The organism is Sphaerochaeta sp. PS (assembly GCF_032144095.1).
In the GTDB taxonomy this organism is placed as follows: Bacteria; Spirochaetota; Spirochaetia; order Sphaerochaetales; family Sphaerochaetaceae; genus Sphaerochaeta.
The window spans coordinates 81,584-105,741 of sequence record NZ_JAVSNJ010000006.1 but is presented as its reverse complement, the minus strand read 5'-3'; the positions used below and the strand labels follow the sequence as shown (position 1 = coordinate 105,741).

Below are 24,158 nucleotides of genomic sequence, written 5' to 3'. Positions count from 1 at the left end.
AACAGGGCTGTCCAGACTATCCGCAACTATCGGCAATTACCCATAGAACCAATTGACAAGTGAAAGAGCTTCTCTTACTGTTATATTCAGTAGGGAAGAGACGATTTTCAAGGAGTACAACCATGGCTAAATACCGTGATGAGGAAGAAGACCTCGATGATGAAGAAGATCGATATTTCAGCAGACTTGAGGATGAGGAAGATGCCTATCTAGCTGACTTGTACGATGCTCCGGAGGTGATAGAGTTCAGCGATGACGACGATGAACCTCTTGATGTTGAAGAAGATGAGGACGAGCTGCTCGACGACGGGTTTATGGTCGAAGGCGATGAATCGTTTGAAGATGTATTCTTCGATGACGACGATGATGAATTCGCAGACCTGGAAGACACCAACGAAGATCTCTAGGAAACGACAACCCACATTTCGTGATGGCCTCCCCTTTTTTGGGGAGGTTTTTTTGCAAGAGGAACAGGGAGTAGTTTTTACACCCTCAAACAGGGATAACGAGCACAAAAAACTTTTTCATGTTTCTATACAAAGATACTTGCAATGCCAGTTGTTCTTATGTATAGTAACATCATTATTAGGAGAACGACATGAAGAAACTTGCATTGCTCGCCTTGGCCCTGGTACCAATCCTCTTGTTCGCGCAGCCTGCTACTGAACCAAAAGCCGGCACCTATGCCATCGGCATCTCCAAGATGGTATCCCACCCGGCCCTCGATGCCATCGAACAGGGAATCATGGACTACCTGGATACCACCGACATCAAGGCAACCTTTGACCTGCAGAACTGTAATGCTGAGATCGGAACAGCCATAGCCATCGCGCAGAAATTCAAGAGTGACAAAAAAGACCTGGTAATCGGTATTGCAACCCCACCGGCCCAGGCCCTGGCCCAGGTAATAACAGACAAGCCTGTGGTTTTTGGGGCAATAACAGATCCCCTAGCGGCTGGGCTTGTGGCAAACTACAACAGGAGTGAACCGACCAACATCGCCGGGATCTCCGACCTCAATCCTGTCGAACTCCAGCTTGAAACCTTCTTTTCCATAACCAAGCTCAAACGGCTGGGCATGATATACACCAGCAACGAGGCGAATGGGGTTGCGATGATGGAACTCGCAAGGGACATTTGCAAGGCCAAGGGAATCGAGTTCGTTGCAGCGGCTGTGAGCAACTCCAGCGAAGTCAAGATGGCTGCCCAATCCATCATTGGACGGATAGACGGCATGTATATCGCAATCGACAACACCGTAGTAAGTGCCATCGCCGGGGTCAGCGATGTCTGTGCTAAGGCGGGTATCCCCCTCTTCAATACCGATACCACCAGTAGCGAGAACATCGATTTTCTCATGAGCTGGGGCTTCAACTACTACACCGTCGGCGTGGAGACAGGCAAGGTGGTGGAAAGAATCCTCAAGGGGGAGAATCCCAAGGATGTTGGGGCGATCTTCTTTGATGATCCTACCCAGTTCGAGCTCTGGTTCAATCTGGATGTGGCAAAAAAACTGGGCATCACCATCGACGAACGCCTGATCTCCTCAGCTGCAGTGCTTTTCAAGGATGGCAAGAGAGTAGAGAGACCGTGACGGTCCGAACAGTCTTTTCCATTTTTCAAACACCAAGGAGGATTTGGGAACCATTCCAGGTCCTCCTTTTTTCTGTATGCAGAGGTGCCAAACCTTGCAGGATGGATCGGGGTAAAGTACTGTTGAACAGAACACAGGAGGCAATCATGATGCAATCGAAACACACGACAAAGGTGGCGGCACTGCTGCTGCTTCTCCTTATACTGGTATTGGCCACATCCTGCCTTCCAACCGCCCAGATGCAGAACGGCAGGCAACCCTCCGGTTTCTTCATGGGCATCTGGCATGGATGGATAGCCCCCATCTCCCTGGTCGCAGGACTCTTCAACCCTGAGATACGGATCTACGACATATACAATACGGGTTGGTGGTATGACTGTGGTTTCTACATAGCCATCATAAGTGGATTTGGAGGAATCTCCCTTGCAAGGAGGGGCCCTGGCAGGAAGGAGCGAAGATAGGTCCACCCAGTGACCTCAAATTATGCATAAGTTATGAATTATTATTCAGTAATATGCATAATACGATTTACAAAACACAAAATTAAGTCTATAGTTTCGCAAAACGTCAGATTCCAATTTGGAGGACCCTTACATGAAATACACTTTGCGCTCTACAATCCTGGCACTCAGTTTGGCCGTAGCGTTGCTTTCTCCCATTTTCGCCGCAGGAACCAGTGAAAAGCCGGTAGCCGCTGGGCCAGCTACCTACAAGATTGGGGTATCCAAGCTCCTCGCCCATCCAGCACTGGATGCAGCAGAGAAAGGCATGATGGATTACCTGGCGACCACAGACCTGAAGGTTTCCTATGATCTGCAGAATGCCAATGGTGATATTTCAACAGCATCCTCCATTGCCCAGAAGTTCAAGAGCGACAAGGTAAGCGTTGCGGTCGGCATTGCAACCCCATCAGCCCAGGCCTTGGCCCAGGTATTCCCTGCAACGAGCACCACCCCAGTGGTTTTCAGTGCTGTTACCGATGCAACCGAAGCGGGTCTTGTTGCCGCAAACATCGCAGGCGTATCGGACAAGAACCCAGTTGAGGAGCAGATCAAGCTTCTGGCAGACCTCACCGGTGCCAAGACGATCGGTAACATCTACGCCTCAGGCGAGGCCAACGGTGTCATCCTCATGGAGATGGCAAAGGCTGCCTGTGACAAGCTCGGGATCGCATTCGTCTCTGCTGCCATCAGCAACTCCAGTGAAGTGAAGATGGCCGCCCAGTCCATCATCGGCCGAGTCGATGCCATCTATATCGCCACCGACAATGCAGTCATCAGTGCCCTTGCATCCATTGACGATGTCACCACCAAAGCAGGCAAGCCTCTGATGAGTGCCGACCCCTCGGGTGTGGATGGCCTCAATGCCATGATCGCATGGGGATTTGACTACTATAGCATTGGTCTTGAGACAGGTAAGGTCGTTGAGAGACTGCTCAAGGGAGAGAAGGCCGGTGCCATCGGAACCGTCTATATCACCGACCCCACAAAATTTGAGCTTTGGTTTAATCTTGATACCGCCAAGAAGCTTGGGTATACTATTCCGCAATCACTGCAGGATAGCGCAGCGGTACTCATCAAGGACGGAAAAACAATCAGACAGAAATAGTCTGGTGATTTTGCAGAACCGCCACTCTTGTATGGGAGCGGCGGTTTTTTCTGGGTAAGGGGTTTTACATGTTAGAAGGAATTTTCGTAGATGGCCTGGTATTCTCACTCATGGTCATTGGCATTCTCATCTCCTACAGGATCCTGGACTTTGCTGACCTGACCTGTGACGGATCGGTTGCAACTGGTGCCGCCGTAGCAACAATGGCCATCGTCAACGGCCTGCCGATCCCGCTGGCCCTGGTCCTCTCCTTTCTTGCAGGTGTATTGGCAGGTATGGTTACAGCGGCGATCCACAACAAGCTGAAGATTCCAGGCCTCCTGGCAGGAATCCTTACCATGACGATGCTCTACTCCATCAATCTGCGTATTCTGGGAAACAAGGCAAACGTTCCCCTTTTGCGTGTAGAGACCCTCTATTCCAAACTGCCCAAGATCTTTACCTACTTCTCCCCGGAGTGGGCTTCCCTCGTCGGAACCCTTCTGGTTGTCTTGTTTGTAAAGGTGCTCATCGATATCTTCTTCCGGACCGACCTGGGTGTCTCCATGGGAGCGATGGGAGGCAATGAGCAGATGGTCATCAGCCAGGGCATCAACCCCGAGGTCCTCAAACTGATGGGAATAGGCATCTCCAATGGCCTCATCGCCCTCTCAGGGGGAATGCTGGCCCAGTACCAGGGATTTGCCGATGCAAACCTTGGCCAGGGTATGATTATCCAAGGCCTTGCCGCCATCATGCTTGGCGAGTTCCTCTTCTCGACCAACAGGATATCCTTACTTACCTTGCGGGCAATCCTGGGGGCAATCATGTACAAGGCCCTGATGTTCTTTGGAAGGAAATATGGCTACATGATCCACATCACTCCCAATGACTTCAAGTTGCTTACCGGCATTCTGGTAATTGCATCCTTGTTCATAGCCCAGACACGAAGCGTCGCCTCCTCAAAGGGAGCAAAGAAAAAAGCCATGGCCCGCTCGCTTGCCCGTCATGAGGCTGCCTTGAAGGAGGAAAACTGATGTTAGACATTACCAATATGACCAAGGTATTCTACCCGGGGACGGTCAATGAGAAAATGGCCCTTGACGATGTGAGCCTGCATGTAAACAAGGAAGATGTGGTATGTGTGGTAGGCTCGAACGGGTCTGGCAAGTCAACGCTCTTCAACCTGATCAGTGGCACCTACCCTCTTACCAGCGGGAAGATCATCTTTGACGGAACCGATGTAACCCATAGCCCCGAGTATAGGCGAGCGATGACCATCGGAAGGATCTTCCAGGACCCTACCAAAGGAACTGCCGCGAACATGTCCATCGAGGACAACATGATCACAGCAGCCTCCAAAGGGATGAAGGGGCTGAGGATCAGCCTCAACAATGAGAAGCGGGAGATGTTCAGGCACCTGCTGGAACCCATCGGGCTGCAAAACAGGCTCAAGGACAATGTAGGGCTGCTCTCCGGGGGACAGCGACAGGCCCTCACCCTTTTGATGACAGTTATGAGCAAGCCCAAGATGGTGTTGCTCGACGAACACACCGCTGCCCTGGACCCAAGGAATGCCCAGATCGTCATGGACCTTACCGAGCGATATATCAAGGAGTTCAGGCTGACAGCCCTCATGGTTACCCATAACATGCAGTTTGCCATCGATTTCGGCAACCGCCTGATCATGATGGATGAGGGGACCATCATCCTCGACATACGTGACGAGGAGAAGTCCAGGCTCACGGTCAATGAGCTGGTTCGCCTCTTCAAGAACTTGAGGAACAAGGAATTCACCAGTGACGAGGGCCTGCTTACCAAAGATTAGACCTTGGGCAGGAAAATCACCATGGCAAGGGAGTGTGGATAGGCCAGACCCTCTTGCCATTATATTTTTTCAACCATAAGATGGAGAAGAGGTCTTGTTCGTGAAAACACCAGCGTCACACTCTCTCGGGGAGCTCCTGTTCTCCCGTCAATATCTGTTTAGACTAATTGTCCCCTTGATAGCCGAGCAATTCCTCTCTGTGACCATAGGCATGGCCGATACCATGATGGTTGCCTCAGTAGGCGAAGCTGCCGTAAGCGCGGTAAGCATCGTTGACGGTATTTCCTTTCTCATCATCCAGCTCTTTGCTGCCTTTGCAACAGGAGGGGCCGTTGTTGCCAGCCAATATCTTGGCAGGAGGGACCATGCTTCAGCAAACGATGCCGCAAAACAGCTACTCATCCTCTCCCTGGTCGTCTCCACCCTCATGCTTGCCCTCTGCATGCCTGTGCGCGAGAAGATCATATCCCTGATATTCGGTTCCCTCGAGGCTGATGTCCTACGCAACAGCACCATATACTTCCGCTACATCCTGTTCTCGCTGCCCTTCCTGGCATCCTACAACTCCTGTGCGGCCCTTTTTAGGTCCATGGGCAACAGCAAGGTCTCCCTGATGGTCAGCGTCCTGATGAACGTCGCCAACATTGGCGGAAACGCCTATTTCATCTACTCGATGCAGATGGGAGTCAGCGGAGCAGGCCTTGCAACCATGCTCAGCAGGGTGCTTGCTGCTTTGATCATGCTCGTTCTGATCAGCAACAGGCAGAACCTCATCTTCATCCACAAGATATGGAAATTCGAGTGGCATTGGGACAAGGTCAAGAAGATCCTGCAGATCGGGGTCCCCACAGGCATTGAGGGCAGTGTCTTCCATATCGGCAGGCTCATGGTCCAGGGCTTCATAGCCTCCTTCGGTACGGCAGCACTTGCAGCCAATGCCATTGCAGGATCGGTCACCTCTATGGCAAACATACCGGGAGGGGCGATCAACATGGCCTCCATCACCATCATCGGGCAGAGCATCGGTGCAAAGAAACCCGACCAGGCTGTCTACTATGGGAAGAAGCTCCTGCTGTTTGCCTATCTCTCCATGGCCCTGATGGCTCTGCCCATCTACCTCTTTGCCGAGCCGATCGTGCGCATCTTCCAGCTCTCAGGCGAAGCGACGGTGCTTGCAACCAACATCATACGTACTGCCATGATAGCCACGGCCCTCCTCTGGCCAATGGCCTTTACCGTCCCGAACTTCCTCAGGGCTGCAGGGGATGTGAAATACACCATGGTCGTCTCGATGTTCACCATGTGGGTCTTCCGTGTCGGCCTGAGCTACATATTCTCCTTCTACCTTGGCATGGGGGTATATGGTGTCTGGTTCGGCATGTATATCGACTGGGTTTTCCGTGGCATCTTCTTTGTCACCAGGTTTTCCCGCCACAAATGGAAAACAAAAAAGGTGATCTGAACTAACAGACCACCTTCTGGACATTGCACCTTGCGAGAAGCTTAGGCCTCTTCGCTCTCTTCGATTCTGCTGGGTTCTTTTTTTTGCCAGAGCTTCTCAAGGGAGTAGAAATCCCTCAGCTCAGAGCTCATCAGGTGGATGACAATGTCACCACAGTCTATCAGCTCCCAACCATCACCCTGGGGTGACTTGTGGCGATTGGAGACATGCAGGTCAAGGTCGTTGATCTCACCCCACAGCTCATGTGCGACACCCTTGAGGTGACCGACACTGTTTACCGTGGCTATGATAAAACAATCAGCCCAGGAACACTCCCCTGCAATATCGAGGATATTGATATCCTGGCACTTGTGGTCTTCCAGAAACTGGGCAATCCTTTGTGCGTTAGCCGCTACTATCTCATTCATTCTATCGTTCTCCTTCACTCGAGCAGCAAGGCACCTGCAAGCCATCGGCCCAAGTACTCCTTCAACCACTTCCAATCGGTGTTTGTATCAATCGTAACGAACTGCCCGACATCATATGCGTGGCAGACTTTCATGCCCTCCAATAGGGAGAGCCCGTCAGGCAGTGCAGTAAGCTTTTCCAGTGTACTGACGAACGGGGTTTTCCTCAAGCGTCCTGCACTCTTTTGCAAAAAGTTCAGCCCTTGGTCATCGGTCATGTCTGATCGGGGGATTTGACCCCCTTCGCTGGCCAGGGTCCACACCAGGGATCGGACCTCGGCAAGGGAGGATTCATCGGTTCCGAAGTAGGCCTTGGCAGGGACTCCCACAAGGTCGACAACGGCCTCTCTTCGATCGAGGCCACTGATCCCTGCATACCCCTCTACAAGGGCCGAGGGAAGATTCATGACCACCAGGTGTTTTCCTTCGGTGACCAGAACCACGGCTTCCGGCCCGAAGAAGCCATAATAGGCTTCCTTGGTCTCCCCATTACAGCCGATGCCCAGGACCAAGGTAAGCAACAGCGGCAGCAGCAAGGGCCTCACAGGATCTTTCCCGAGAGCAGGTAGTGCGCAAGCTCCTTTGAGCAACGGGCTGAAACCTTCCCGTTGCTGGCCAGGTACGCATCCTGCATTTCCAGGATCTGCAAACAGAGCAGGTCAAGGGAGGGCAAGGAGAGCAACCCTGTTCGGACAGCCTCCGAAAGGTGGGTCCTTCCAGGCTCGATGAAGTCAGCGATGAACAACACCAGGCCAAGACGCCCCATCCCTATGCTTCCCAATGTATGGTAACGTACAGCCAGGCAGAGTTCTTCAGGATACCCCTTCTGCCTGAGAAAATGGGCACCCACCGGCCCATGCAACAGGACGGGGTCCTCCCTCTCCTCTTCTTCAAGGTCCAGATGCCACTTCTGTGCATAGGAAACCAAGGCCTCAGCGTCCCACTGCCGAACAATATCGTGTACCAGGCCAGCCTGATAGCACAATCCAGGGTCAATCGGTTCGCAGTACTGCTCGGCCAGGCTTACGCAGGTGAGGGCAGTTGCTTTGCTGTGCAAAAAACGTTTCTCGCTCAGAAGGGAGGAGAGCTCCTCCTCAAGGGCGATATAACCTGTTCTGCTGAACATAGTCAGCGACCTCCTCACTCATCAAAGAGCGGATATCCTGGGGAAGGGGCTCATCCCTGCCCAAGGAAGCACATGCTTCCCGTATGGCTGTGGAAGAGTCCTCAACCCGGGCATTGTCAATATACTCAAGGTCGACAGCATAGTCATGGAATGGCTTGGCTTCCTTGTCCCTTCGGATTACCACAAAGGAGACAAGTTCCTTCATCTCCTCATAGGCATGCCATTTGGGAAGGTCAGACAAAAGGTCGTCCCCCATGACCAGCCCCAGCCTGCCCCTGATGCTGTACTTCAGGTAGAGGTCCTTCACCGTATCATAGGTGTAGGAGACCCCACCGCGCTCGATCTCGCAGGGATCGCTGACCAGGGTAATGGGCGGGTCCTCGGGATAGAGACGCCCGTAGGCAGCAAAACTCAGATTGAGCATGTTCAGGCGGTGATGGGCCTCTACCAGGCTGGCATCCCGCTTGAAGTTATTCTGGGCAACAGGGACAAAGATGAATTGACGATATCGGGTGGAGGTTACCACCGTATGGACCAGGTGGAGATGCCCCAGATGAACTGGATTGAAACTTCCCCCTACCATTGCGGTAGAGACTGGCTTGACCACCGTCCTCCCCCCTAGATTTCGAAAGGCTCTTCAGGATATTCGGCATCAAGGTCCACATTTGAGGTGAACCCTCCACCGGTGTTATCGCTCAGAGTCTGCAGCGTCGGGTTTTCCGTATCGCCCACCATCTTGATGAACGACTGCTTCACTTCCTCGATACCGATATCGAGATAGACACACAACCCTATCACCTCTTTGTCGGGATACTTTGCCTGCAATTCAACCAGTCGTTCCTTGGTTCCCGGCTCATCGAGCTTTGTACCAAGAATAACCTGCTTCTTCTCCAAAAGCAAAGGTTCGAAGGATGCAAGTTCGTTGCAAAGGACCTCATAGGCATCGAGATACCTATCGTCACTGAGGTCTATGAGAAATGCCAGACCTGTCGTCCGACTGATATGCCTGAGGAACTTGATGCCCATGCCTGCACCTTCACTAGCCCCTTCAATAAGGCCGGGGATGTCGGCGAGGACAATGTCGTGGTCCCCATAGCGGAACATGCCCAGCTGGGGAATCTTTGTGGTGAAGGGGTATCCAGCAACCTTGGTTCGGGCGTTGGTAAGCATGTTGAGCAGGGAGGACTTACCCGCATTCGGGAAGCCCACAAAGCCAATGTCGGCGAGCACCAGAAGCTCTACCCCGATGCGTGCTTCCTCACCCTTTTGTCCTGGTTGGGCAAAACGGGGGGCCTGTCTGATAGAGGTCTTGAAGTGAAAATTACCCTGACCACCACGGCCACCGGTAAGGTAGACCCAACGTTCTTCTCCCGTAAGGTCCTTGATGACAGCCCCTGTCTGGGGGTCCTTGATGACAGTCCCTGGAGGGACGGGGATCTCAACATCCCTTCCATCGCGTCCGTAGCACTTCTCCCCGGATCCATTCCGGCCGTTTTCAGCCCGATAGGAACGAACCATCTTCAGATGGCCCAAGGTCCTGAGATTGTTCTTTACTACGAACACCACCGATCCGCCACGGCCGCCATCGCCACCGTCCGGTCCACCCTTGGGGATATATTTTTCCCGTCGGAAGGAAACACAACCGTTGCCCCCGTTTCCGGAGGCAACATCAATATAGGTCTCATCTGAAAATCCAAACATGCGTTCGTCTACTTAGGCCAAAAGGCCAGTTCGGTAGTTAAAACTACTCAGTTACGATGCTGATGTACTTGCGGTTCTTCCTTACGTGGAAAAGAACAGTACCAGCAGCCTTTGCAAAAATGGTAAAGTCAGAACCCACACCGGCATTTTCGCCAGGATGGAATTTGGTTCCGTGCTGACGCACGATAATTTCACCGGCCTTGACCAGCTGTCCACCGAAACGTTTTACACCCAAGCGCTGTGAGTTGGAATCACGACCATTGCGGGAGCTTCCGCCACCTTTCTTATGTGCCATTTTCCTTCCTCCTTACGCTATGATCTGATCAATGGTGATCAGTGAATATCGTTGTCTGTGACCCTGGGTCCTGCGATATCCTTTGCGGCGTTCTTTCTTGAACACTCTAATCTTGTCACCCTTCAGGCTTCCACCAAGGGTCGCTTTGACCTTAGCATCTGCTACATAGGGGGTGCCAAACTTTGCATTGTCCTCATCCACAATGGCGAGAACAGTTGCGTACTCAAGCGAAGCGCCTTCTTCGAGCTGGCCGATATAATCAACCTGCACGGTCTGGCCTTCGATTGCTTTGTACTGCTTTCCGAGAATCTCTACAAGTGCGTACATATCGATTTGCATCCTTACGTTTAGTTTGTGCTCAATCCTTATACCATGCATCAAAGAGAAGTTTCAAGGATATTTCTGGATAATTTGTTGAAAAACAAAGAAAAGGAGGTTGAAAACCTACCGAACGTTCGGTTACTATTAGCCATGCATACGACTTCAACCAAACAAAAGCTCATCCTTTCCCTCCTGGAACTGGGTGCAAAAAACGGGATTGACAACGTCTCCATCGCCCAGCTGGCAGAAGCGAACGGCATATCCAAGGCCTCGGTATTCCACCACTTTGCAAGCCGCCAGGAGATGGTATCCTCCCTCTTTGCCTACTGTGCAAAACTCGCCTACGAACAGCAGATAACCATACCGCTCAACGGAGCGGCAACCGATGTCCTCTTCAGGGCGATGGACCACTGGCATGAGGTCTATACGACCGAACCCCTGAGCTGGTTCTACAGCATCATCGAAGCGGAGAAGCTGACCCACAGCGAGGCCTCGGCCATCGCAAGCACCCTTTCGGAGATGTTTGACGGGCAGAGCAGGATCCTTATCGAGGCCCTTGCCGAAACCGGCAGGCTGGATGTCGAGGACTTGGACCTGGCTGTAGAGATGTTCAGCTCAACGGTGCAGAACCTCCTGACCAAGGTCCTGATCGGAAAGGATGAGGACCTGCCATGGAGAGAGGAGAAGTTCATTACGGGCTTCTGTGCCCTTTACCAACCTACATAGAGTGCAGGAAAGGGATCCCAACCAGGGCAAAGGCATTCTTGAGCACCTGCATCACCATAGCCGATAGTTCGATCCTTGCCCGTACGAGCTCCTTGCTGCCGGCCTTGAGTACCGGGTTGTCATGGTACCAGCGGGAGAACAGCCTGGAAAGATCGTAGAGATAGGTACACAACAAGGAGGGATCGAGCTCAGCACCCGAGCGGGCAACCACCTCAGGATAGAGGGCGATCTGCTTGATCAGCTCACGCTCGTCACCGAGGGTGAGCAAGCTGCTGTCGAAGCCTGTCTCCTCCCGATCGCCACCCTCACTCTCATACTTGCGAAGCATGCTGGAGATCCTGGCCCCCATATACTGCAGATACGGGCCTGTATTGCCATTGAACGAGATGGATTCAGCTGGGTTGAAGATCATATCCTTCAGGGGATTGACCTGCAAAAGGTAGTAGTTCAGGGCTCCCAGGGCTATAGAGGAGGAGGTCTTCTCCACATCCCCTACCAGCTCTTCCCGCTGTTTGGCACGGATCTCGCCAAGGGCGAGGGCAGTCAGCTGCTCGACCAACTCATCGGCATCGACTACAGTGCCTTCCCTGCTCTTCATCTTTCCCTCTGGCAGGTTGACCATGCCATAGGAGAGGTGATGGAGGTCCTGGGCCCACTCGTAGCCGAGCAGGGAGAGGACATGGAAGAGCACCTTGAAGTGGTACTGCTGTTCGCTCGCAACCACATAGATGAGGGAGTCAAATGGCCAGTCCTTGTGCCTCATGATGGCAGTCCCTACGTCCTGGGTCATGTAGAGGCTGGTGCCATCCTTGCGAAGCAGGACCTTCTTGTCGAGCTTGATGGACTCGAGGTCGACCCAAACCGATCCATCCTCCTCACGGTAGAACACCCCACTGTCCAACCCTTTGAGGATCTCACTCTTGCCAAACTTGTAGGTCTCCGATTCATAGTAGAAGTGGTCGAAGCTGATGCCCATGTTCTTGTAGCTTTCAGCCAGACCATCGAGGGTCCACTTGTTCATCAGGTGCCAGAGCTCCATCACCACAGGATCGTCCTCTTCCCACCTCTGCAGCATCTCCTGGGCCTGGGTCTCGGCACTGGGGTCCTCTTTTGCCCAAGCGGCGAACTTGACGTAGTACTTGCCTACAAAATGGTCACCCTTCATGCCGGTGGACTGGGGTGTCTCTCCCTCACCGAATTTCTGGTATGCCAGCATCGACTTGCAGATGTGCACCCCGCGGTTGTTTATGAGGTTTACCTTGCGGACAAGGGCCCCGTTGGCCTTCATGATGGCAGAGATGCTCTCCCCGATGCTGTCGTTGCGCATATGTCCCAGATGGAGGGGCTTGTTGGTGTTGGGACAGCTGAACTCAATGGTTATGCGCTTGCCACCCAGGGTGTTGTTGGTACCATAGGCTGAACCATCCTTGGCAATTGCAAAGGAGAGGGAGGTGGCCAATGCGCTCATGTCGATACGGATATTCAGGTAGGGACCTGCCACAAGCAATTCACCGAGAGGCCGGTCATCCCTCTTTTCAATTCGGGCCTTAAGCTCTGAAGCAAGCATGGGAGGAGCCATCCTGAGCAATTTCGCATAGGCGAAAAGCGGGAAGGCAAGATCGCCCAATTCGGGCTTCGGAGGGGTCTGGACTGTCAGGGGAGGTAGTGCAACCTCCTGGCCCAGAACCATTGTGGCGTAGGAAGAGAGTTCCTCTTCGACGAGGGTTTTCCATGATTGGCGTACAGTATCAAGCATTGTGTATTCCTTATAGTGCAAGTAGAGCAAACTATACTATAAACCAAAGTCATGCATCAAGGTGGATGCTGATCTCTCCGCTGGCAAGCACTTCCTCATTTCCCTCACTGTCAACTACCACAAGATGGGCATTCTCATCGATGGAGAGGGCCTTTGCCCTTCTCTCCTTCTTCTGCTGGAGGATGACTATCTCCTTTCCCAGCACGATCGAACGCCTACGGTACTCCTCAAGGAAAAGTCGCTCCCCCAAGGCATTGGAATACCCTATGAGAAGCCTGACCAACGTTGCCACCAGGGTAGAGGCGTCAATACCCTCGGGTATCCGGTCAGGACCCTCGTAGAGGGATTTCACGATCGGCCGAAGGGCGGGGGGGTACGCCTGTTGTGGGGTAGCGAAGTTTATGCCGATGCCCACAACCACCGAGGAGAACCTTCCCCTCTCCACATCCATCACCCCTTCGGTGAGGATGCCACCCACCTTCTTTCCATCCAGGAAGAGGTCGTTGACCCATTTGATCCCGCACTTGATGGAACAGACCTGCTCGATGGCAGAGGCCGCGCTAACAGCAGCTGCCGAAGTGATGAGGGAGGCCTCCTGGAACGAGGAGGTGGGATGGAGCACCAGGCTCAGGTAGATACCACCTTTGGGGCTTGCGAACTGACGTCCCAACCTTCCCCGTCCCCCACTTTGGCTGGAAGCGAGCACCAGGGTTGGTGAGGTGCACCCATCACTGGCAAGTTGCCTTGCATAGCGGTTGGTCGAATCGATGGTATCAAAGAGGTGCAGGACAACCCCAGGCAGGAGCCTCTCCAGCTTTTCCCTGGAAAACAGGTCCTCCCTTCTCTTAAGGGCATATCCACGGTTGGTGACGGCATCGATGAGATGCCCTTCATCACGGAGGGCCTCGATCGCCTTCCAGATGGCTGAACGGCTTACCCCAAGCTCGGTGGCGAGGATCTGTCCGGAAACATAGGTATCTTGGTTTTGGCTCAAATAGGAGAGCACTGCAATGGCTGTATTCATGAGGCTACACTATCGCAATTGTCAACCAAAATCAAGTTTACAATACAAATTGGATTGTGGTACCCTCCCCTTATGAAAACACAAAAGATCGTACTGACTGCTCTCTTCTCCGCCCTCATCATCGTAGGGGCATACCTACGATTCCCCCTCCCTCCCGTGCCCATCACGCTACAGACACTCTTTGTCATAACGGCAGCACTGCTGGGAGGAACCTCCATCGGCTTGGCCAGCGTCGCCACCTATCTCCTGCTTGGCGCGGTGGGCCTGCCTGTCTTTACCACAGGAGGTGGCTTGGCAGCCCTCTTCGGACCCACGGGAGGCTTTCTTTTCGGCCTGCTTCCGGCAGCCTTGCTCGCTGGCATCGCGGGAAACTATGGGAAGAAAAATACTGGAACATCCAACAGGACCTATCTGCTCCTCTGCATCCTCTTCGGCGTCCTGGCGAGCCTTGCCATCTACCTGGTCGGCGTCCCCTTCCTCAAGTACAACCGCTCCCTCTCCTGGGCCACAGCCATCAAGGCAGGCATGCTTCCCTTTTTGATAGGGGATACCGTCAAATTGATAGTTGCAATTAACCTGGCCCAGATATTCTCGCCAAGGGTCAGGAAATTTCTTGACGGGTCAGACCCTTCATAACCCGCCAGGTGCATTTCCGGCCAAAGGGGGAAAACCCCCTCATTTCTCGGCTCTTGCATATTCCGGCCAAAGCGCCGTATGCTGTGCCCATGAAAGAATGCAGAGAACAGAATTTTGATGCCACAGCCTTTATCCCTTCTTTTTTGGAAACATTCGACAGGGCAAAAGGCAACTCCAATTTTTACGGCATGAAACAGCTTCCCCAGATGTTGGAAATTGGGGAGATCGCCAATGAATTCATCGAGCTGATGTTCCCTGGCCGCTGTGGTCGTGACCGGATGGGCCTCAGTTTGCAGGAAATCCTGTTGGACCAGATGAACATGGTCTGTTCGGACCTCAAGACCCAGATTTTCCTAGCCCTGCGCTATGAGAAACCTGAGGAGGATGAAGAGGAGCTCAAACAAAAGAGCGAGCACATCATCAAGAGCCTCTGCGCCCTGCTTCCGCAGATACGCATCAAGCTCAAGCTCGACGCACGCGCAGGCTTTGATGGGGACCCGGCCGCCCGGACGGTACGGGAGGTGATCCTCTCCTACCCCTGCATCAAGACCCTTGCGATCCACCGCATAGCCCATGAGCTGTTCAGGATGAACGTCCCCCTCATTCCAAGAATGCTTAACGAGTTTGCCCACAAGGAGACCGGAATCGACATACATCCCGGTGCCGAGATAGGACAGTCGTTCTTCATCGACCATGGAACAGGTGTGGTAATCGGGGAGACCGCGGTCATCGGCAACAATGTGAAGATATACCAGGGGGTTACCCTAGGAGCCCTCTCCTTTCCCAAGGATGCCTGTGGGGCCCTCATCAGAGGTGCACGGCGCCATCCGACCATCGAGGACAATGTCACCATCTACTCCAATGCAACCATCCTCGGTGACATCACCATAGGAAAGAACGCCGTCATCGGTTCCAACGTATGGATCAAGGAGAGCGTCCCCGAGAACACCATGGCGGCCATCCAGGAGCCAAAGCTAACCTTCCGGGACCTCAACGGGAAAAAGCACTAGACTTCCCTTCCGCCCAAAAGCGCCATACGGCAGTAGTCCTCCCACTTTCCGTGGAGAAAGAGATACTCCCTGGCAATCCCTTCACAGACAAAACCCAAGGACTCGGCAAAACCGAGACTTGGGTAGTTTTTTGTCATGATGGTAGCTTCAAGCCTATGGAGATTCAGCGTATCGAAGGCATAGTCTATGGTGGCCTTCACCGCTTCGCTTCCGATACCCTGGCGTTGCCATTTCTGGGCTGTGCTATAGCCGAGGGTGGCACTCTGCAAGGTGCCATAGGTGATGTCGCTCAGGCTGGCCGTTGCGACAATTGCAGAGTGGCCCTTTCTGACAAACACTAGGGGAAGCTTACGCTCCTGTTTGTAGAGGGAGGCCTGCTTTTCGCATAGTTTCTGAACGTTACCGAGGGTATAGTACCTGTCGTCACGCAGGGGTGAGAATTGGGCGAAATGCTCCCGGTTCTCCTTTTCATAGCAGAGCAGCTGTCTGGCAGCACGTTCGTCCACCACAAGGGCCTCAAGCCGTTCGGTCTCAAAAAGCTTAAGCATGGCAGAGGACGATGGGCTTTCCGGTCCCCTCGTCAAGGGGGGCGAACACACCCCGGACCAACAACCCTTCCCGGGCAAAGAGAGGGGCATTAGGGACCTTCACCTCAAGATAGTTGCCACTGAGCCCATACCAGGAACCTGCCTTGCGGTTCTGCAGTATCACCTCTGCTTCCTTGCCAATCTGGCGTTGCACATAGGAGTTGTACAATCGGTCGGAAAGCTCCCTGAGCCTGAGGGCCCGGCTATCACGGAGGCTCTCGGGAACCCTGTCACTTGCCTTGAACAACGGGGTGTCAGGGCGTGGGGAAAAGGGGAATACATGCATCTGGGCAAACTGTTGCTCGGAGAAGTAGCGGAAAGTCTCTTCGAACTCCTCATCCCCTTCACCAGGCAGGCCGGTAATGACGTCGGCTGCAATGAAGGGGTCGTCCTTTGCCAAGCGAAGCCTGTCAAGGATTGAGGAGAGTCCCTCGATGTCATAGTGCCGGTTGACCCGGCTGAGCACCTTGTTGCTTGCACTCTGTACGGGAATATGGAAGTGTGGCTGCATCCTTGGGTCGGAGAGTGTTGCAAGCAACCTCTCATCGATATGGTCAGGCTCAAGGGAGCTGAGACGAAGGCGGATGTCCGGTCCCAGCTCTGCAAGCAGCTCTTCGAGCAGCCCTCCCAACCCCTTGTGGGTATGGTCATACATGGTAAGGTTCACCCCTGTCAGCATGATCTCGCTGAAGCCTGCCGCCTCAAGGGCAAGGGCACGCTGGACAACTGTCGCACTATCCAGGGAGACTGCCTTGCCCCTTGCAATATGGACCCGGCAGTAGGCACACTCATTGTCACAGCCATCCTGCACCTTCAAGAACGAGCGGCTGTGGTAGGAGAAGGATGCTGCATCGTAATCGAAGACGGAAGCCTGGCCGTCGCTGAAGGAGAGACAGCCGCTCTTAAGGTCGAAACCTGCCACAAGGGATGCCTTCAGATGTTTTGCGAGCTTCAAAAGATGGGCCTTCTTCTCAAGAGGGACGACGATCACATTGTCGGAAAGGGTCTTCAGCTCTTCCTCGTTGACCTGGGCATAGCACCCTGTCCCCAGCACAACCCCTGAAAGGGCAAACTTACGGATCATCCTCCTGGCTTTCTGTTCAGCCTTCGAGGTAACCGTACAGGTATTCACAATATAGAGATCGGCTTGCTCGCTCTCCCCGACGATAGTGAACCCCTCCTGGGAGAAGGAGTCTGCAATTGCTTCACTTTCGCACTGGTTGAGCCTGCAGCCCAAGGTATAGACACATACGTTCAAAACTTTCCCTCCTGGTCCTTAAGCGTCTGCATTACTGTGTCGACAGCCCCCTTGAGGCCCATACGCATCTGCCTTGCATACGGGTTGTACCGTTGCAGGTCATAGAAGAGCTGTAGGGGGTCGTTGCAGGTCTGCTCCACGATGGAGATGAGGCTTCGGTATCCAGTAGTGGCAAGCTGGGTCTCCCCAAGCGAGAGTTCCGAGAGTGTCCTGCCCACAAAATGGGTAATTCCCTGGGACCAGGCGGCTTCACGGTCATGCTGGTCAGGGCTCATCATATGGACCTTCAGTTTCCACCGGGCAAACTCATTGACCCAAGCATCGACCACCTCTTGCGGGGCGTGTACCGGGCAAAGGACCAGAGGCAACCCCTCAACCCCATGCTTGCCGGAATCGGGGCCAAACATGGGATGGGTTGCTATGCATTGCACATCCTGGGAGAGTTTCTCGCGCATGAGCTTTGCAGGATATATCTTTACCGAACAGGTATCCATTACCAGGGTCGAGGGCTTGATCCGTGAGGCTGTCCTTTCCAGGACCTCGGCAAAGGCGCTGATGGAGACACAATAAAAGAGCACGTCACAGGCGAGGACTTCGTCCTCACTGCCGAGCTTCACCCCACACGGGGCACTTTGTGCACTGCGTCCATACCCTATGACCGTAAAGCCATGCTTAGCGAGCTCACTCGCCCAAAAAGAGCCAAAACGGCCAAGACCGTACACACCTATCTTCACAGTAGTATTCATTGCCGGCATTGTACTGAAAATATCCCTTGCTAGCAAGAACTTGGTTGCATCCGGGCAAAGAGGAACAGGAAGGCCAACGCAAGGACCATGGTGAAGCTCAGGACAACCAGGGCCCCATCCAAGCCGGAGCGGATGCTTATCAAGGCGATGAGGGCAGGGAGGGTCAGTCGCCCGATGACAGCACTTACTGAGTGCATGTTGGCAATCTGCACCATATCCTTTGGCCAGGTGTGCACCTCAAGCAACTGGCAGGCAGGATTGAGGGCCCCGAAGGAGAATCCAAGCAGTACCATCGCCACAAGCCCAATGGCCAGGGTGTTGCCCATCACAAGCAGGGCCGTGGAAGCGATGCCAAGGGTCGTGAGCACCTTCAAGAGTGGCAGGGAGGTATTAGCCCTATTGGCAAGGGGGATGACAAGGAACCTGCTTACCGTGCTGCCTGCAAAAAAAAGGGAGAGGGAGAGCCCCACCTGAACAGGTGTTGCCCCTCTGTTCTGCTGCAAGAAAAGCAGGGGGTAGACTGTACAGCAGTATTCAACCGCACTGAAAAAAATAAGATAGAAGAAAAAGGAGAGGAACCGTTTCTGCCGTAAAAGGGAAAAGCTCTGCACAAACGAACTCTCCATCCCTTCGGAACCAAACAGATGGGGAACCGCCCTCGCCTTTGGTATGTAGAGGGCAAAGAGGATGCTCATCCCCAGGTAGAGGGCGGACATCTGGTAGAACCCCAGATACCAGCGATTGGCCTTGATGAGCGAGATGTAGAACCCTGCAAAGACGCTTGCCACGCTCCATACCAGATGCATCAGAGGGATGTTGGTCCGTTTGTGCTGGGGGTCGGAGAGTACCATCACACTGAAGCTGTTTGTCCCATAGAAGTACCCGAGCCAGGCCTGCACAAGGAAGAACAGGGTAAATGCGAGGGCGCTTCTTGACATGCCCATCCCCAGTAGCCCGACAGCGGAGCCGAGAATCCCCACTACCATGAGAAGGTAGGGACCCATCCGTCTGACAAGGATGGGAAGCAACAGGAAGGAGAGCAGCGTCCCCACCTGGCTGAGGCTCATCAGGGCGCTGAGCTGCGAGATGCTCAGCGAGCAGGCACTCTGGATTTCCGCACTCAGCCCACCGAAGAGGTTTGAGCCGATGGCGGTCACCGCTATCATGGCGAACAGGAGGGTTTTGATCTGCATATCGACAGAACAATACCATATTCCAGAGGGAAACACACCACTTGGATGCACTTTCACAACTGCATCAATCGTGATATCCTAGCCGTAGTACAAACCAATTCCGGTCAAGGAGCAGAACCATGACATTTGCAGAAAAAATGAAGGCCCAAGCCATTGCGGCCAACAAGAACCTTGTTCTCGCAGAAGGGACAGAACAGAGAACCATCCAGGCTGCACGCAAGATCATTGACGAGAAGATTGCCAAATCAGTCACCCTGGTAGGCGATATTGAAGCCATCAAGAAGGCCGCCAAGGGTGTGAACACCTCCTTGGAGGGAATCATACTTGAAGACCCCCTAACCAACGAGGACCGAAAGAGCTTTGGGCAGGCCTACTATGAACTGAGAAAGCACAAGGGCATGACCGAGCAGGAAGGCTACGACGGGATCGTCGACCCCTTGCGCTGGGCAGCAATGATGGTCCGTCTCGGCAAGGCCGATGCAATGGTCGCCGGTGCTGAGAATACCACAGGAAATGTTCTTGTTGCGGCCTTCAACATCATCAAATGCAAACCTGGCATCAAGTATGCCTCCTCATGCTTTGTCATGGCCACCGACAAGAAGGACCTGGGAGCCGACGGCTCGTTCATCTTCGCCGACTGTGCCACCATCCCCAACCCAACTGCAGAGCAGCTTGCCGAGATCGCAGAAGCCTCAGCTGAATCCTGCAGGACCTTCCTCCAGGCAGAACCAAAAGTGGCGATGCTCTCCTACTCCACCATGGGATCTGCAAAAGGCGACCTTGTCGACAAGGTGATAGGTGCAACCAATCTCATCAAGGCAAAGCTACCCAACCTTGCAGTTGATGGGGAGCTCCAGCTCGATGCAGCCATCATCCCCAGTGTTGCCAAGAGCAAGGCCCCTGGTTCCAAGGTTGCAGGAAACGCCAACACCCTCATATTCCCCGACCTGCAGGCCGGAAACATCGGATACAAGCTGGTGCAGAGACTTGCCGGAGCCGAGGCCTATGGACCGATCCTCCAGGGCTTTGCCAAGCCGATCAGCGACCTCTCCAGAGGCTGCTCCGTCGATGACATCGTTGTCACCAGTTCCATCACCCTAGCCCAGGCGGCTGCACTGTAAAGAATCCAAGGATTCTCTTGTGGACAGGGCCAGTTCATGCTGGCCCTGTTTCTGTCTGATTGTCTCTCCATCTGGTATTTGGTAGTATGAGCACACCCTCAAGGAGCCTTCACGATGGGCATTTCCCCAAAACACCTCGACCTGTTTGACACTACCCTTTCGCCGAGGGCCATTATCTGGGCCCTGGCCTGGCCGACCATCGTCGAACAGATACTGCAGGTGACCGTTACCTTCGCCGACTCTGCCATGGTAGGCTCGCTTGGGGCTCAGGCCACAGCTGCAATCTCTGTTACCAGCTCGACCATATGGTTGGTGAACGGGTGGATGAACGCCCTTGCCCTCGGTTTCGGCGTCCTTATGGCGAGGTTCCTTGGTGCCGGGAAAAAGGACCGGGCCAAGCTGGTGGTGCGGCAGGCACTGATGGCCTCCCTCATCTTTGGGTCGGTCCTCACCCTGCTCTTTTCCCAGGTTGCACGATTTCTCCCCCAGTGGATGGGCTCTGAGGTGGCAGTACAACCCTTGGCCTACCAATATCTGCTGATGATTGCCATCGGCTATATCCCCAACCTGCTGATGATCACCATCAGCGGCCTGTTGCGCCTGAGCGGGGACACAAAAAGGCCCCTCTACCTCAATGCCTTCAACAATGTGACCAACATCCTTTTCAACCTCTTCTTCATATTCCCCGCCATCACCATCGGACCGGTCACCCTCCCTGGCCTTGGTCTGGGGGTTCAAGGGGCTGCCTTGGCAACAACACTGGCCTGCAGCCTGACATCGGTTTTGTTGCTTCGCCTGCTTTTCAGGGGAGACCACCCCATCAGGATCACGTTCAGGCAGAGATGGAAATTTGATGGACAGATCCAGAAGCAGGCATTGAGGTTGGCTCTTCCTGTAGCCCTTGAGCGGTCAACCCTCTCCTTTGGACAGATCATGCTCACCAAGATGGTGGGAACCCTGGGCACCACGGCCTTGGCAGCCCACTTCCTGGCGATCTCTGCAGAGTCGATAACCTACCTTCCAGCCTCAGGCTTCTCCACCGCTGCCACCACGTTGGTGGCACAATCCCTGGGTAGGGATGACAAGGTCCTTGCAAAGAACTATGCAGACATCTGTGTCCTCTGGGGAACAGTGATGATGAGCGTCATGGGCCTGGTACTCTACCTTGCCGCCCCTGTCCTGATGAGCTTCTTCACCCGTGAGATGGGTGTCATACTCCTGGGAGCAAAGGTGTTGCGCATCGAGGCCTTTGCACAGCCTGCCTTCGGCCTTTCCATCCTGGTCTTTGGGGTAATGAGAGGTGGTGGCGACACCAAGGGCCCATTTCTCATCTCCCTTGCGGGGATGTGGGTCCTGCGCCTGCCTTTGGCCTGGTTGCTGCTCAGCACCACAAGCCTAGGGCTTCAGGCTGTCTGGATACCCATGATGAGTGACCTGGTGCTCAGAGGCATAATCTGTCTGTTCAGCTATCGCAAGGGCTCCTGGCTCAGCAGCTGGAAACAGCCTCACTGATCGATATGAAGTGTTCCCAGGAGAGCTGTTCTGCTCGCTTTCCGGGATCGACACCGCTCTTTTCCAGGATGGAAGCTACCCCATCCTTCCCAAATCGGGCACCGACATTCCCGCTGAGGAGATTGTTCTTTATCGTCTTGCGCTTTTGCGAGAAGAGGTCCCGCACTACAGAAAGAAAGACTGCCCGAATGGCCTTGTCAACCAGAGGCTGTTCACGCTTGACCATGGTGATGACACTGCTGGAGACATTGGGTTCAGGGTAGAAGCAGCTGCTGCTGATGGTAAAGGCTGTCTTGACCGTATAGTCCATCTGGGCAAGCAGGGAGAAGGAGGACCAGGCTTTCTCGCCGGGGGAGGCAGAGAGGCGGTCAGCTACCTCCTTTTGCAGGGTATAGACCATTTTCTCAGGTAGGCATTCGTTTTCCAGCAATTTTGCGATGACAATGGAGCCGACATTGTAGGGCAGGTTGCCACAAATCCGGTCGGGTGTCCCTTCAGACCGAAAAATCTTCTCCCAGGTCTTCAGGGCATCGCCCTCAACAAGGCGGAAATTCTCGTCATCAACAAAGGCCTGGGTGCTCAGGATCCTGCAAAAACCATGGTCGATCTCAAAGGCGGTGACGGCACAGCCTGTCTCCAGGATATTGGCTGTCAACGAACCGATGCCAGGGCCAACCTCCCACACCTTCATCTGGGGCTCGAGGGAGAGCTCATTGACAATATTTTCCCGAATATGGCGGCTGAGCAAGAAGTTCTGCCCAAATTTCTTGCTCATGGACAACCCTTCTGCATCAAGCAGTCGTGTTATTGCCTTTGGTGAATCGTATGCGAACTTCCAGCTCATAGGAGTCTCTCCTTCGTTTTTGCAAAGCCCGTTCAGCATAGCCAATAGAGGCAAGGCAGGTCAACACAACACAGAGGAAGGCAACAAAATCCCCGAGGGTGAACCCCCCTTCGAAAAGGGAACCTCCAAAGGCGAAAAGAGAGACCAGAGCCCGGTACAGGATGGCCAAGGCAAAGGCAGCAGGGGAACCAAACAGGAATGCCAGGACCGAGCAGGCCATGGTCCAGAATATGAGCGTGGAAGCAATGGGGGCGATGAGGATACCCGTCATCTGCCAGCTTCCCCATGCTGTCAGGGTAGGCAAGGCGGTAAAGAGCACAGCATATGAGGAGGCGAGCAAAGGTTCGAGGAGCTTGGGCCGATAGAAGGAAAAGAGCTTGTTGCAGAGCAAACCACCATAGGCTGCATAGCTGAACAGGCTGCCCATGCTTGATAGGGCCGAGGGGAAGAGGAAGGTCTGGATGCAGGCAGTGGCGAGGTAGCCGTAGTGGCTGGAGAGGGGTCCTGTAAGGACAAGGGAGAAGAGGGCCATCCCCATCGCCCGAACCAAGGAGGGTTTGGGACCGGCAAGCACCACATAGAGCAAGGGCAGGCAGACCGATACCGCCCTAGCCCTTCTCTTGCCGAGGAGAGGGGAAAGCAGGAAAAAGAGCACTCCGATGAAAAACTGCAGGTGCATCCCCGACAGGGCAAGGGTGTGTGCACAACCGCTGGCCAGGCTCATCTGTTTGAGCGGGAATGCGGCATCTGTGCTCCTGCCCAACAAGAGCATCAGGGCAAGAGAGCGGCTCTCCGCTTCAGGAAGGAGTGCATAGAAGCGCCTCTCCACCAGGGAAAGCGCCTTTCTTCTGAAGATCCGAGCACGGCTAATGGAGAGAGTCTGCAGAGAATCGGCAAGGAAAAGAGTTCCCTCTGGGGAGAGTTTGCCTCTGAGGTATACCCTACTGCCACTTACCAGAACCTCATCCACCTTGGCCAGACAGGGCAATATGCCCCTGGCGCTGCCCTGGGCACTATCGCTGGTTCCACAGCTGGAGAGTTGGAGACGCAACAGTTGCTTCCCACTTTCGCAAAGCAGGGAGTCCTCACAGAGCGTGCCGCTTACAGAGGCTATTCGGTCATCGACAAAAGCCATCTCCACCCTGTTGGCATGGGTAGCCCACCCAAACAGGGCATAGCAGAAGAAACAGAGGGTAGTGAGGGTGACGATGGTTTTCTTGAGGCCCTGTGCAAAAAGCAAGGACAGGGAGGCAACGACACAGAGCAGAGAAGCTGTGGCAAGAGGATAGTCAAGAAGCACACTGCCTTGGGAGGAAAGAAAGAAAAGAAGGGGCACGCCCACAACAATCGAGAGGCGCACCCAAAAACTTCCACGCATGCCCCTT

General features: G+C 53.9%; 27 protein-coding genes. 12 read left to right on the top strand and 15 right to left on the bottom strand.

From position 1 onward, the window contains the following. The first annotated feature begins 122 nt into the window (after nt 1-122). The 7 genes from ROJ03_RS07570 (at nt 123) to ROJ03_RS07540 (ending at nt 6,471) form a co-directional block, all read left to right on the top strand. On the top strand, nt 123-407 hold the full coding sequence (locus ROJ03_RS07570; RefSeq protein ID WP_313726412.1) for a hypothetical protein: 285 nt from the start codon (nt 123-125) through the stop codon (nt 405-407). Nucleotides 408-598: 191 nt separating this feature from the next. Continuing rightward, complete coding sequence (locus ROJ03_RS07565) at nt 599-1,594, top strand: ABC transporter substrate-binding protein (protein WP_313726411.1); 996 nt, start codon at nt 599-601, stop codon at nt 1,592-1,594. A 146-nt stretch (nt 1,595-1,740) separates the two neighbouring features. Then, the gene (locus tag ROJ03_RS07560; RefSeq protein ID WP_313726410.1) at nt 1,741-2,055 is read left to right on the top strand and encodes a hypothetical protein; all 315 of its coding nucleotides are present in this window, start codon (nt 1,741-1,743) and stop codon (nt 2,053-2,055) included. A gap of 133 nt (nt 2,056-2,188) precedes the next feature. After that, a complete protein-coding gene (locus tag ROJ03_RS07555; protein ID WP_313726409.1) occupies nt 2,189-3,202 on the top strand; it encodes an ABC transporter substrate-binding protein in 1,014 nt (337 codons plus the stop codon). A gap of 68 nt (nt 3,203-3,270) precedes the next feature. Continuing rightward, the gene (locus ROJ03_RS07550; RefSeq protein ID WP_313726408.1) at nt 3,271-4,218 is read left to right on the top strand and encodes an ABC transporter permease subunit; all 948 of its coding nucleotides are present in this window, start codon (nt 3,271-3,273) and stop codon (nt 4,216-4,218) included. After that, nucleotides 4,218-5,009: an ABC transporter ATP-binding protein gene (locus ROJ03_RS07545; RefSeq protein WP_313726407.1), complete on the top strand. Its 792-nt coding sequence runs from the start codon at nt 4,218-4,220 to the stop codon at nt 5,007-5,009. The genes ROJ03_RS07550 and ROJ03_RS07545 overlap by 1 nt, the downstream gene beginning before the upstream one ends. 100 nt (nt 5,010-5,109) lie before the next feature. Continuing rightward, complete coding sequence (locus ROJ03_RS07540; protein WP_313726406.1) at nt 5,110-6,471, top strand: MATE family efflux transporter; 1,362 nt, start codon at nt 5,110-5,112, stop codon at nt 6,469-6,471. Between the two features lie 41 nt (nt 6,472-6,512). Here ROJ03_RS07540 and rsfS read toward each other — a convergent pair whose 3' ends face one another. From rsfS to rplU, 7 genes are read right to left on the bottom strand one after another with little or no spacing between them, the layout of a single operon-like run. Then, nucleotides 6,513-6,878, bottom strand: a complete 366-nt coding sequence (gene rsfS / locus ROJ03_RS07535) for a ribosome silencing factor (RefSeq protein ID WP_313726405.1) — start codon at nt 6,876-6,878, stop codon at nt 6,513-6,515. Between the two features lie 14 nt (nt 6,879-6,892). Then, nucleotides 6,893-7,462 carry a hypothetical protein gene (locus ROJ03_RS07530; RefSeq protein WP_313726404.1) on the bottom strand — a complete coding sequence of 190 codons (570 nt, stop codon included), beginning with the start codon at nt 7,460-7,462 and terminating at the stop codon, nt 6,893-6,895. Further along, nucleotides 7,459-8,043, bottom strand: coding sequence for an HD domain-containing protein (locus ROJ03_RS07525; RefSeq protein ID WP_313726403.1), 585 nt, complete (start codon nt 8,041-8,043; stop codon nt 7,459-7,461). The genes ROJ03_RS07530 and ROJ03_RS07525 overlap by 4 nt, the downstream gene beginning before the upstream one ends. After that, entirely contained in the window at nt 8,012-8,650 is a 639-nt protein-coding gene (gene nadD, locus ROJ03_RS07520; RefSeq protein ID WP_313726402.1) for a nicotinate (nicotinamide) nucleotide adenylyltransferase, read from the bottom strand. The genes ROJ03_RS07525 and nadD overlap by 32 nt, the downstream gene beginning before the upstream one ends. An 11-nt stretch (nt 8,651-8,661) precedes the next feature. Further along, the gene (gene cgtA, locus ROJ03_RS07515; protein WP_313726401.1) at nt 8,662-9,744 is read right to left on the bottom strand and encodes an Obg family GTPase CgtA; all 1,083 of its coding nucleotides are present in this window, start codon (nt 9,742-9,744) and stop codon (nt 8,662-8,664) included. A gap of 43 nt (nt 9,745-9,787) precedes the next feature. Then, nucleotides 9,788-10,039 (bottom strand): 50S ribosomal protein L27, encoded by a 252-nt coding sequence (gene rpmA / locus ROJ03_RS07510; RefSeq protein ID WP_313726400.1) that lies wholly within the window; start codon nt 10,037-10,039, stop codon nt 9,788-9,790. A 12-nt stretch (nt 10,040-10,051) separates the two neighbouring features. Further along, a complete protein-coding gene (gene rplU, locus ROJ03_RS07505; RefSeq protein WP_313726399.1) occupies nt 10,052-10,366 on the bottom strand; it encodes a 50S ribosomal protein L21 in 315 nt (104 codons plus the stop codon). Between the two features lie 144 nt (nt 10,367-10,510). Between rplU and ROJ03_RS07500 the strand changes: the two genes are divergently transcribed. Then, the gene (locus ROJ03_RS07500; protein WP_313726398.1) at nt 10,511-11,086 is read left to right on the top strand and encodes a TetR/AcrR family transcriptional regulator; all 576 of its coding nucleotides are present in this window, start codon (nt 10,511-10,513) and stop codon (nt 11,084-11,086) included. On the opposite strand, the gene argS is transcribed toward ROJ03_RS07500, so the two are convergent. Next, on the bottom strand, nt 11,079-12,842 hold the full coding sequence (gene argS, locus ROJ03_RS07495) for an arginine--tRNA ligase (RefSeq protein WP_313726397.1): 1,764 nt from the start codon (nt 12,840-12,842) through the stop codon (nt 11,079-11,081). The genes ROJ03_RS07500 and argS overlap by 8 nt on opposite strands. A 49-nt stretch (nt 12,843-12,891) precedes the next feature. After that, on the bottom strand, nt 12,892-13,866 hold the full coding sequence (locus ROJ03_RS07490; protein ID WP_313726396.1) for a biotin--[acetyl-CoA-carboxylase] ligase: 975 nt from the start codon (nt 13,864-13,866) through the stop codon (nt 12,892-12,894). A gap of 72 nt (nt 13,867-13,938) precedes the next feature. Here ROJ03_RS07490 and ROJ03_RS07485 point away from each other — a divergent pair, with 72 nt between their 5' ends. Both ROJ03_RS07485 and epsC read left to right on the top strand, forming a co-directional pair. Further along, nucleotides 13,939-14,502, top strand: a complete 564-nt coding sequence (locus ROJ03_RS07485) for a biotin transporter BioY (RefSeq protein ID WP_313726395.1) — start codon at nt 13,939-13,941, stop codon at nt 14,500-14,502. A gap of 89 nt (nt 14,503-14,591) precedes the next feature. Then, a complete protein-coding gene (gene epsC, locus ROJ03_RS07480) occupies nt 14,592-15,512 on the top strand; it encodes a serine O-acetyltransferase EpsC (protein ID WP_313726394.1) in 921 nt (306 codons plus the stop codon). Here epsC and ROJ03_RS07475 read toward each other — a convergent pair. From ROJ03_RS07475 to ROJ03_RS07460, 4 genes are read right to left on the bottom strand one after another with little or no spacing between them, the layout of a single operon-like run. Then, a complete protein-coding gene (locus ROJ03_RS07475) occupies nt 15,509-16,060 on the bottom strand; it encodes a GNAT family protein (protein ID WP_313726393.1) in 552 nt (183 codons plus the stop codon). The two genes, epsC and ROJ03_RS07475, sit on opposite strands and share 4 nt — an antisense overlap. Then, nucleotides 16,053-17,357, bottom strand: a complete 1,305-nt coding sequence (gene mtaB / locus ROJ03_RS07470) for a tRNA (N(6)-L-threonylcarbamoyladenosine(37)-C(2))-methylthiotransferase MtaB (RefSeq protein WP_313726392.1) — start codon at nt 17,355-17,357, stop codon at nt 16,053-16,055. Before mtaB ends, ROJ03_RS07475 begins: the two co-directional genes overlap by 8 nt. Further along, the gene (locus tag ROJ03_RS07465; protein ID WP_313726391.1) at nt 17,354-18,103 is read right to left on the bottom strand and encodes a prephenate dehydrogenase/arogenate dehydrogenase family protein; all 750 of its coding nucleotides are present in this window, start codon (nt 18,101-18,103) and stop codon (nt 17,354-17,356) included. The genes mtaB and ROJ03_RS07465 overlap by 4 nt, the downstream gene beginning before the upstream one ends. 29 nt (nt 18,104-18,132) lie before the next feature. Next, nucleotides 18,133-19,296, bottom strand: coding sequence for an MFS transporter (locus ROJ03_RS07460; RefSeq protein ID WP_313726390.1), 1,164 nt, complete (start codon nt 19,294-19,296; stop codon nt 18,133-18,135). A 119-nt stretch (nt 19,297-19,415) separates the two neighbouring features. Between ROJ03_RS07460 and pta the strand changes: the two genes are divergently transcribed. Beyond that, a complete protein-coding gene (pta, locus tag ROJ03_RS07455; protein WP_313726389.1) occupies nt 19,416-20,417 on the top strand; it encodes a phosphate acetyltransferase in 1,002 nt (333 codons plus the stop codon). Between the two features lie 114 nt (nt 20,418-20,531). Then, nucleotides 20,532-21,929 carry an MATE family efflux transporter gene (locus ROJ03_RS07450; RefSeq protein ID WP_313726388.1) on the top strand — a complete coding sequence of 466 codons (1,398 nt, stop codon included), beginning with the start codon at nt 20,532-20,534 and terminating at the stop codon, nt 21,927-21,929. Here ROJ03_RS07450 and rsmA read toward each other — a convergent pair. Next, nucleotides 21,904-22,773 (bottom strand): 16S rRNA (adenine(1518)-N(6)/adenine(1519)-N(6))-dimethyltransferase RsmA, encoded by an 870-nt coding sequence (gene rsmA, locus ROJ03_RS07445; protein WP_313726387.1) that lies wholly within the window; start codon nt 22,771-22,773, stop codon nt 21,904-21,906. The two genes, ROJ03_RS07450 and rsmA, sit on opposite strands and share 26 nt — an antisense overlap. Continuing rightward, nucleotides 22,721-24,151: a ComEC/Rec2 family competence protein gene (locus ROJ03_RS07440; RefSeq protein WP_313726386.1), complete on the bottom strand. Its 1,431-nt coding sequence runs from the start codon at nt 24,149-24,151 to the stop codon at nt 22,721-22,723. The genes rsmA and ROJ03_RS07440 overlap by 53 nt, the downstream gene beginning before the upstream one ends. Nucleotides 24,152-24,158 lie beyond the last annotated feature (7 nt).

Excerpts from the sequence above, each read along its gene's own strand:
- ROJ03_RS07570 (WP_313726412.1), top strand. The coding sequence starts at position 123 with ATGGCTAAATACCGTGATGAGGAAGAAGACCTCGATGATGAAGAAGAT.
- ROJ03_RS07565 (WP_313726411.1), top strand. The coding sequence starts at position 599 with ATGAAGAAACTTGCATTGCTCGCCTTGGCCCTGGTACCAATCCTCTTG.
- ROJ03_RS07560 (WP_313726410.1), top strand. The coding sequence starts at position 1,741 with ATGATGCAATCGAAACACACGACAAAGGTGGCGGCACTGCTGCTGCTT.
- ROJ03_RS07555 (WP_313726409.1), top strand. The coding sequence starts at position 2,189 with ATGAAATACACTTTGCGCTCTACAATCCTGGCACTCAGTTTGGCCGTA.
- ROJ03_RS07550 (WP_313726408.1), top strand. The coding sequence starts at position 3,271 with ATGTTAGAAGGAATTTTCGTAGATGGCCTGGTATTCTCACTCATGGTC.
- ROJ03_RS07545 (WP_313726407.1), top strand. The coding sequence starts at position 4,218 with ATGTTAGACATTACCAATATGACCAAGGTATTCTACCCGGGGACGGTC.
- rsfS (WP_313726405.1), bottom strand. The coding sequence starts at position 6,878 with ATGAATGAGATAGTAGCGGCTAACGCACAAAGGATTGCCCAGTTTCTG.
- ROJ03_RS07525 (WP_313726403.1), bottom strand. The coding sequence starts at position 8,043 with ATGTTCAGCAGAACAGGTTATATCGCCCTTGAGGAGGAGCTCTCCTCC.
- cgtA (WP_313726401.1), bottom strand. The coding sequence starts at position 9,744 with ATGTTTGGATTTTCAGATGAGACCTATATTGATGTTGCCTCCGGAAAC.
- rpmA (WP_313726400.1), bottom strand. The coding sequence starts at position 10,039 with ATGGCACATAAGAAAGGTGGCGGAAGCTCCCGCAATGGTCGTGATTCC.
- rplU (WP_313726399.1), bottom strand. The coding sequence starts at position 10,366 with ATGTACGCACTTGTAGAGATTCTCGGAAAGCAGTACAAAGCAATCGAA.
- ROJ03_RS07500 (WP_313726398.1), top strand. The coding sequence starts at position 10,511 with ATGCATACGACTTCAACCAAACAAAAGCTCATCCTTTCCCTCCTGGAA.
- argS (WP_313726397.1), bottom strand. The coding sequence starts at position 12,842 with ATGCTTGATACTGTACGCCAATCATGGAAAACCCTCGTCGAAGAGGAA.
- ROJ03_RS07490 (WP_313726396.1), bottom strand. The coding sequence starts at position 13,866 with ATGAATACAGCCATTGCAGTGCTCTCCTATTTGAGCCAAAACCAAGAT.
- ROJ03_RS07485 (WP_313726395.1), top strand. The coding sequence starts at position 13,939 with ATGAAAACACAAAAGATCGTACTGACTGCTCTCTTCTCCGCCCTCATC.
- epsC (WP_313726394.1), top strand. The coding sequence starts at position 14,592 with ATGAAAGAATGCAGAGAACAGAATTTTGATGCCACAGCCTTTATCCCT.
- ROJ03_RS07475 (WP_313726393.1), bottom strand. The coding sequence starts at position 16,060 with ATGCTTAAGCTTTTTGAGACCGAACGGCTTGAGGCCCTTGTGGTGGAC.
- ROJ03_RS07465 (WP_313726391.1), bottom strand. The coding sequence starts at position 18,103 with ATGAATACTACTGTGAAGATAGGTGTGTACGGTCTTGGCCGTTTTGGC.
- ROJ03_RS07460 (WP_313726390.1), bottom strand. The coding sequence starts at position 19,296 with ATGCAGATCAAAACCCTCCTGTTCGCCATGATAGCGGTGACCGCCATC.
- pta (WP_313726389.1), top strand. The coding sequence starts at position 19,416 with ATGACATTTGCAGAAAAAATGAAGGCCCAAGCCATTGCGGCCAACAAG.
- ROJ03_RS07450 (WP_313726388.1), top strand. The coding sequence starts at position 20,532 with ATGGGCATTTCCCCAAAACACCTCGACCTGTTTGACACTACCCTTTCG.
- rsmA (WP_313726387.1), bottom strand. The coding sequence starts at position 22,773 with ATGAGCTGGAAGTTCGCATACGATTCACCAAAGGCAATAACACGACTG.
- ROJ03_RS07440 (WP_313726386.1), bottom strand. The coding sequence starts at position 24,151 with ATGCGTGGAAGTTTTTGGGTGCGCCTCTCGATTGTTGTGGGCGTGCCC.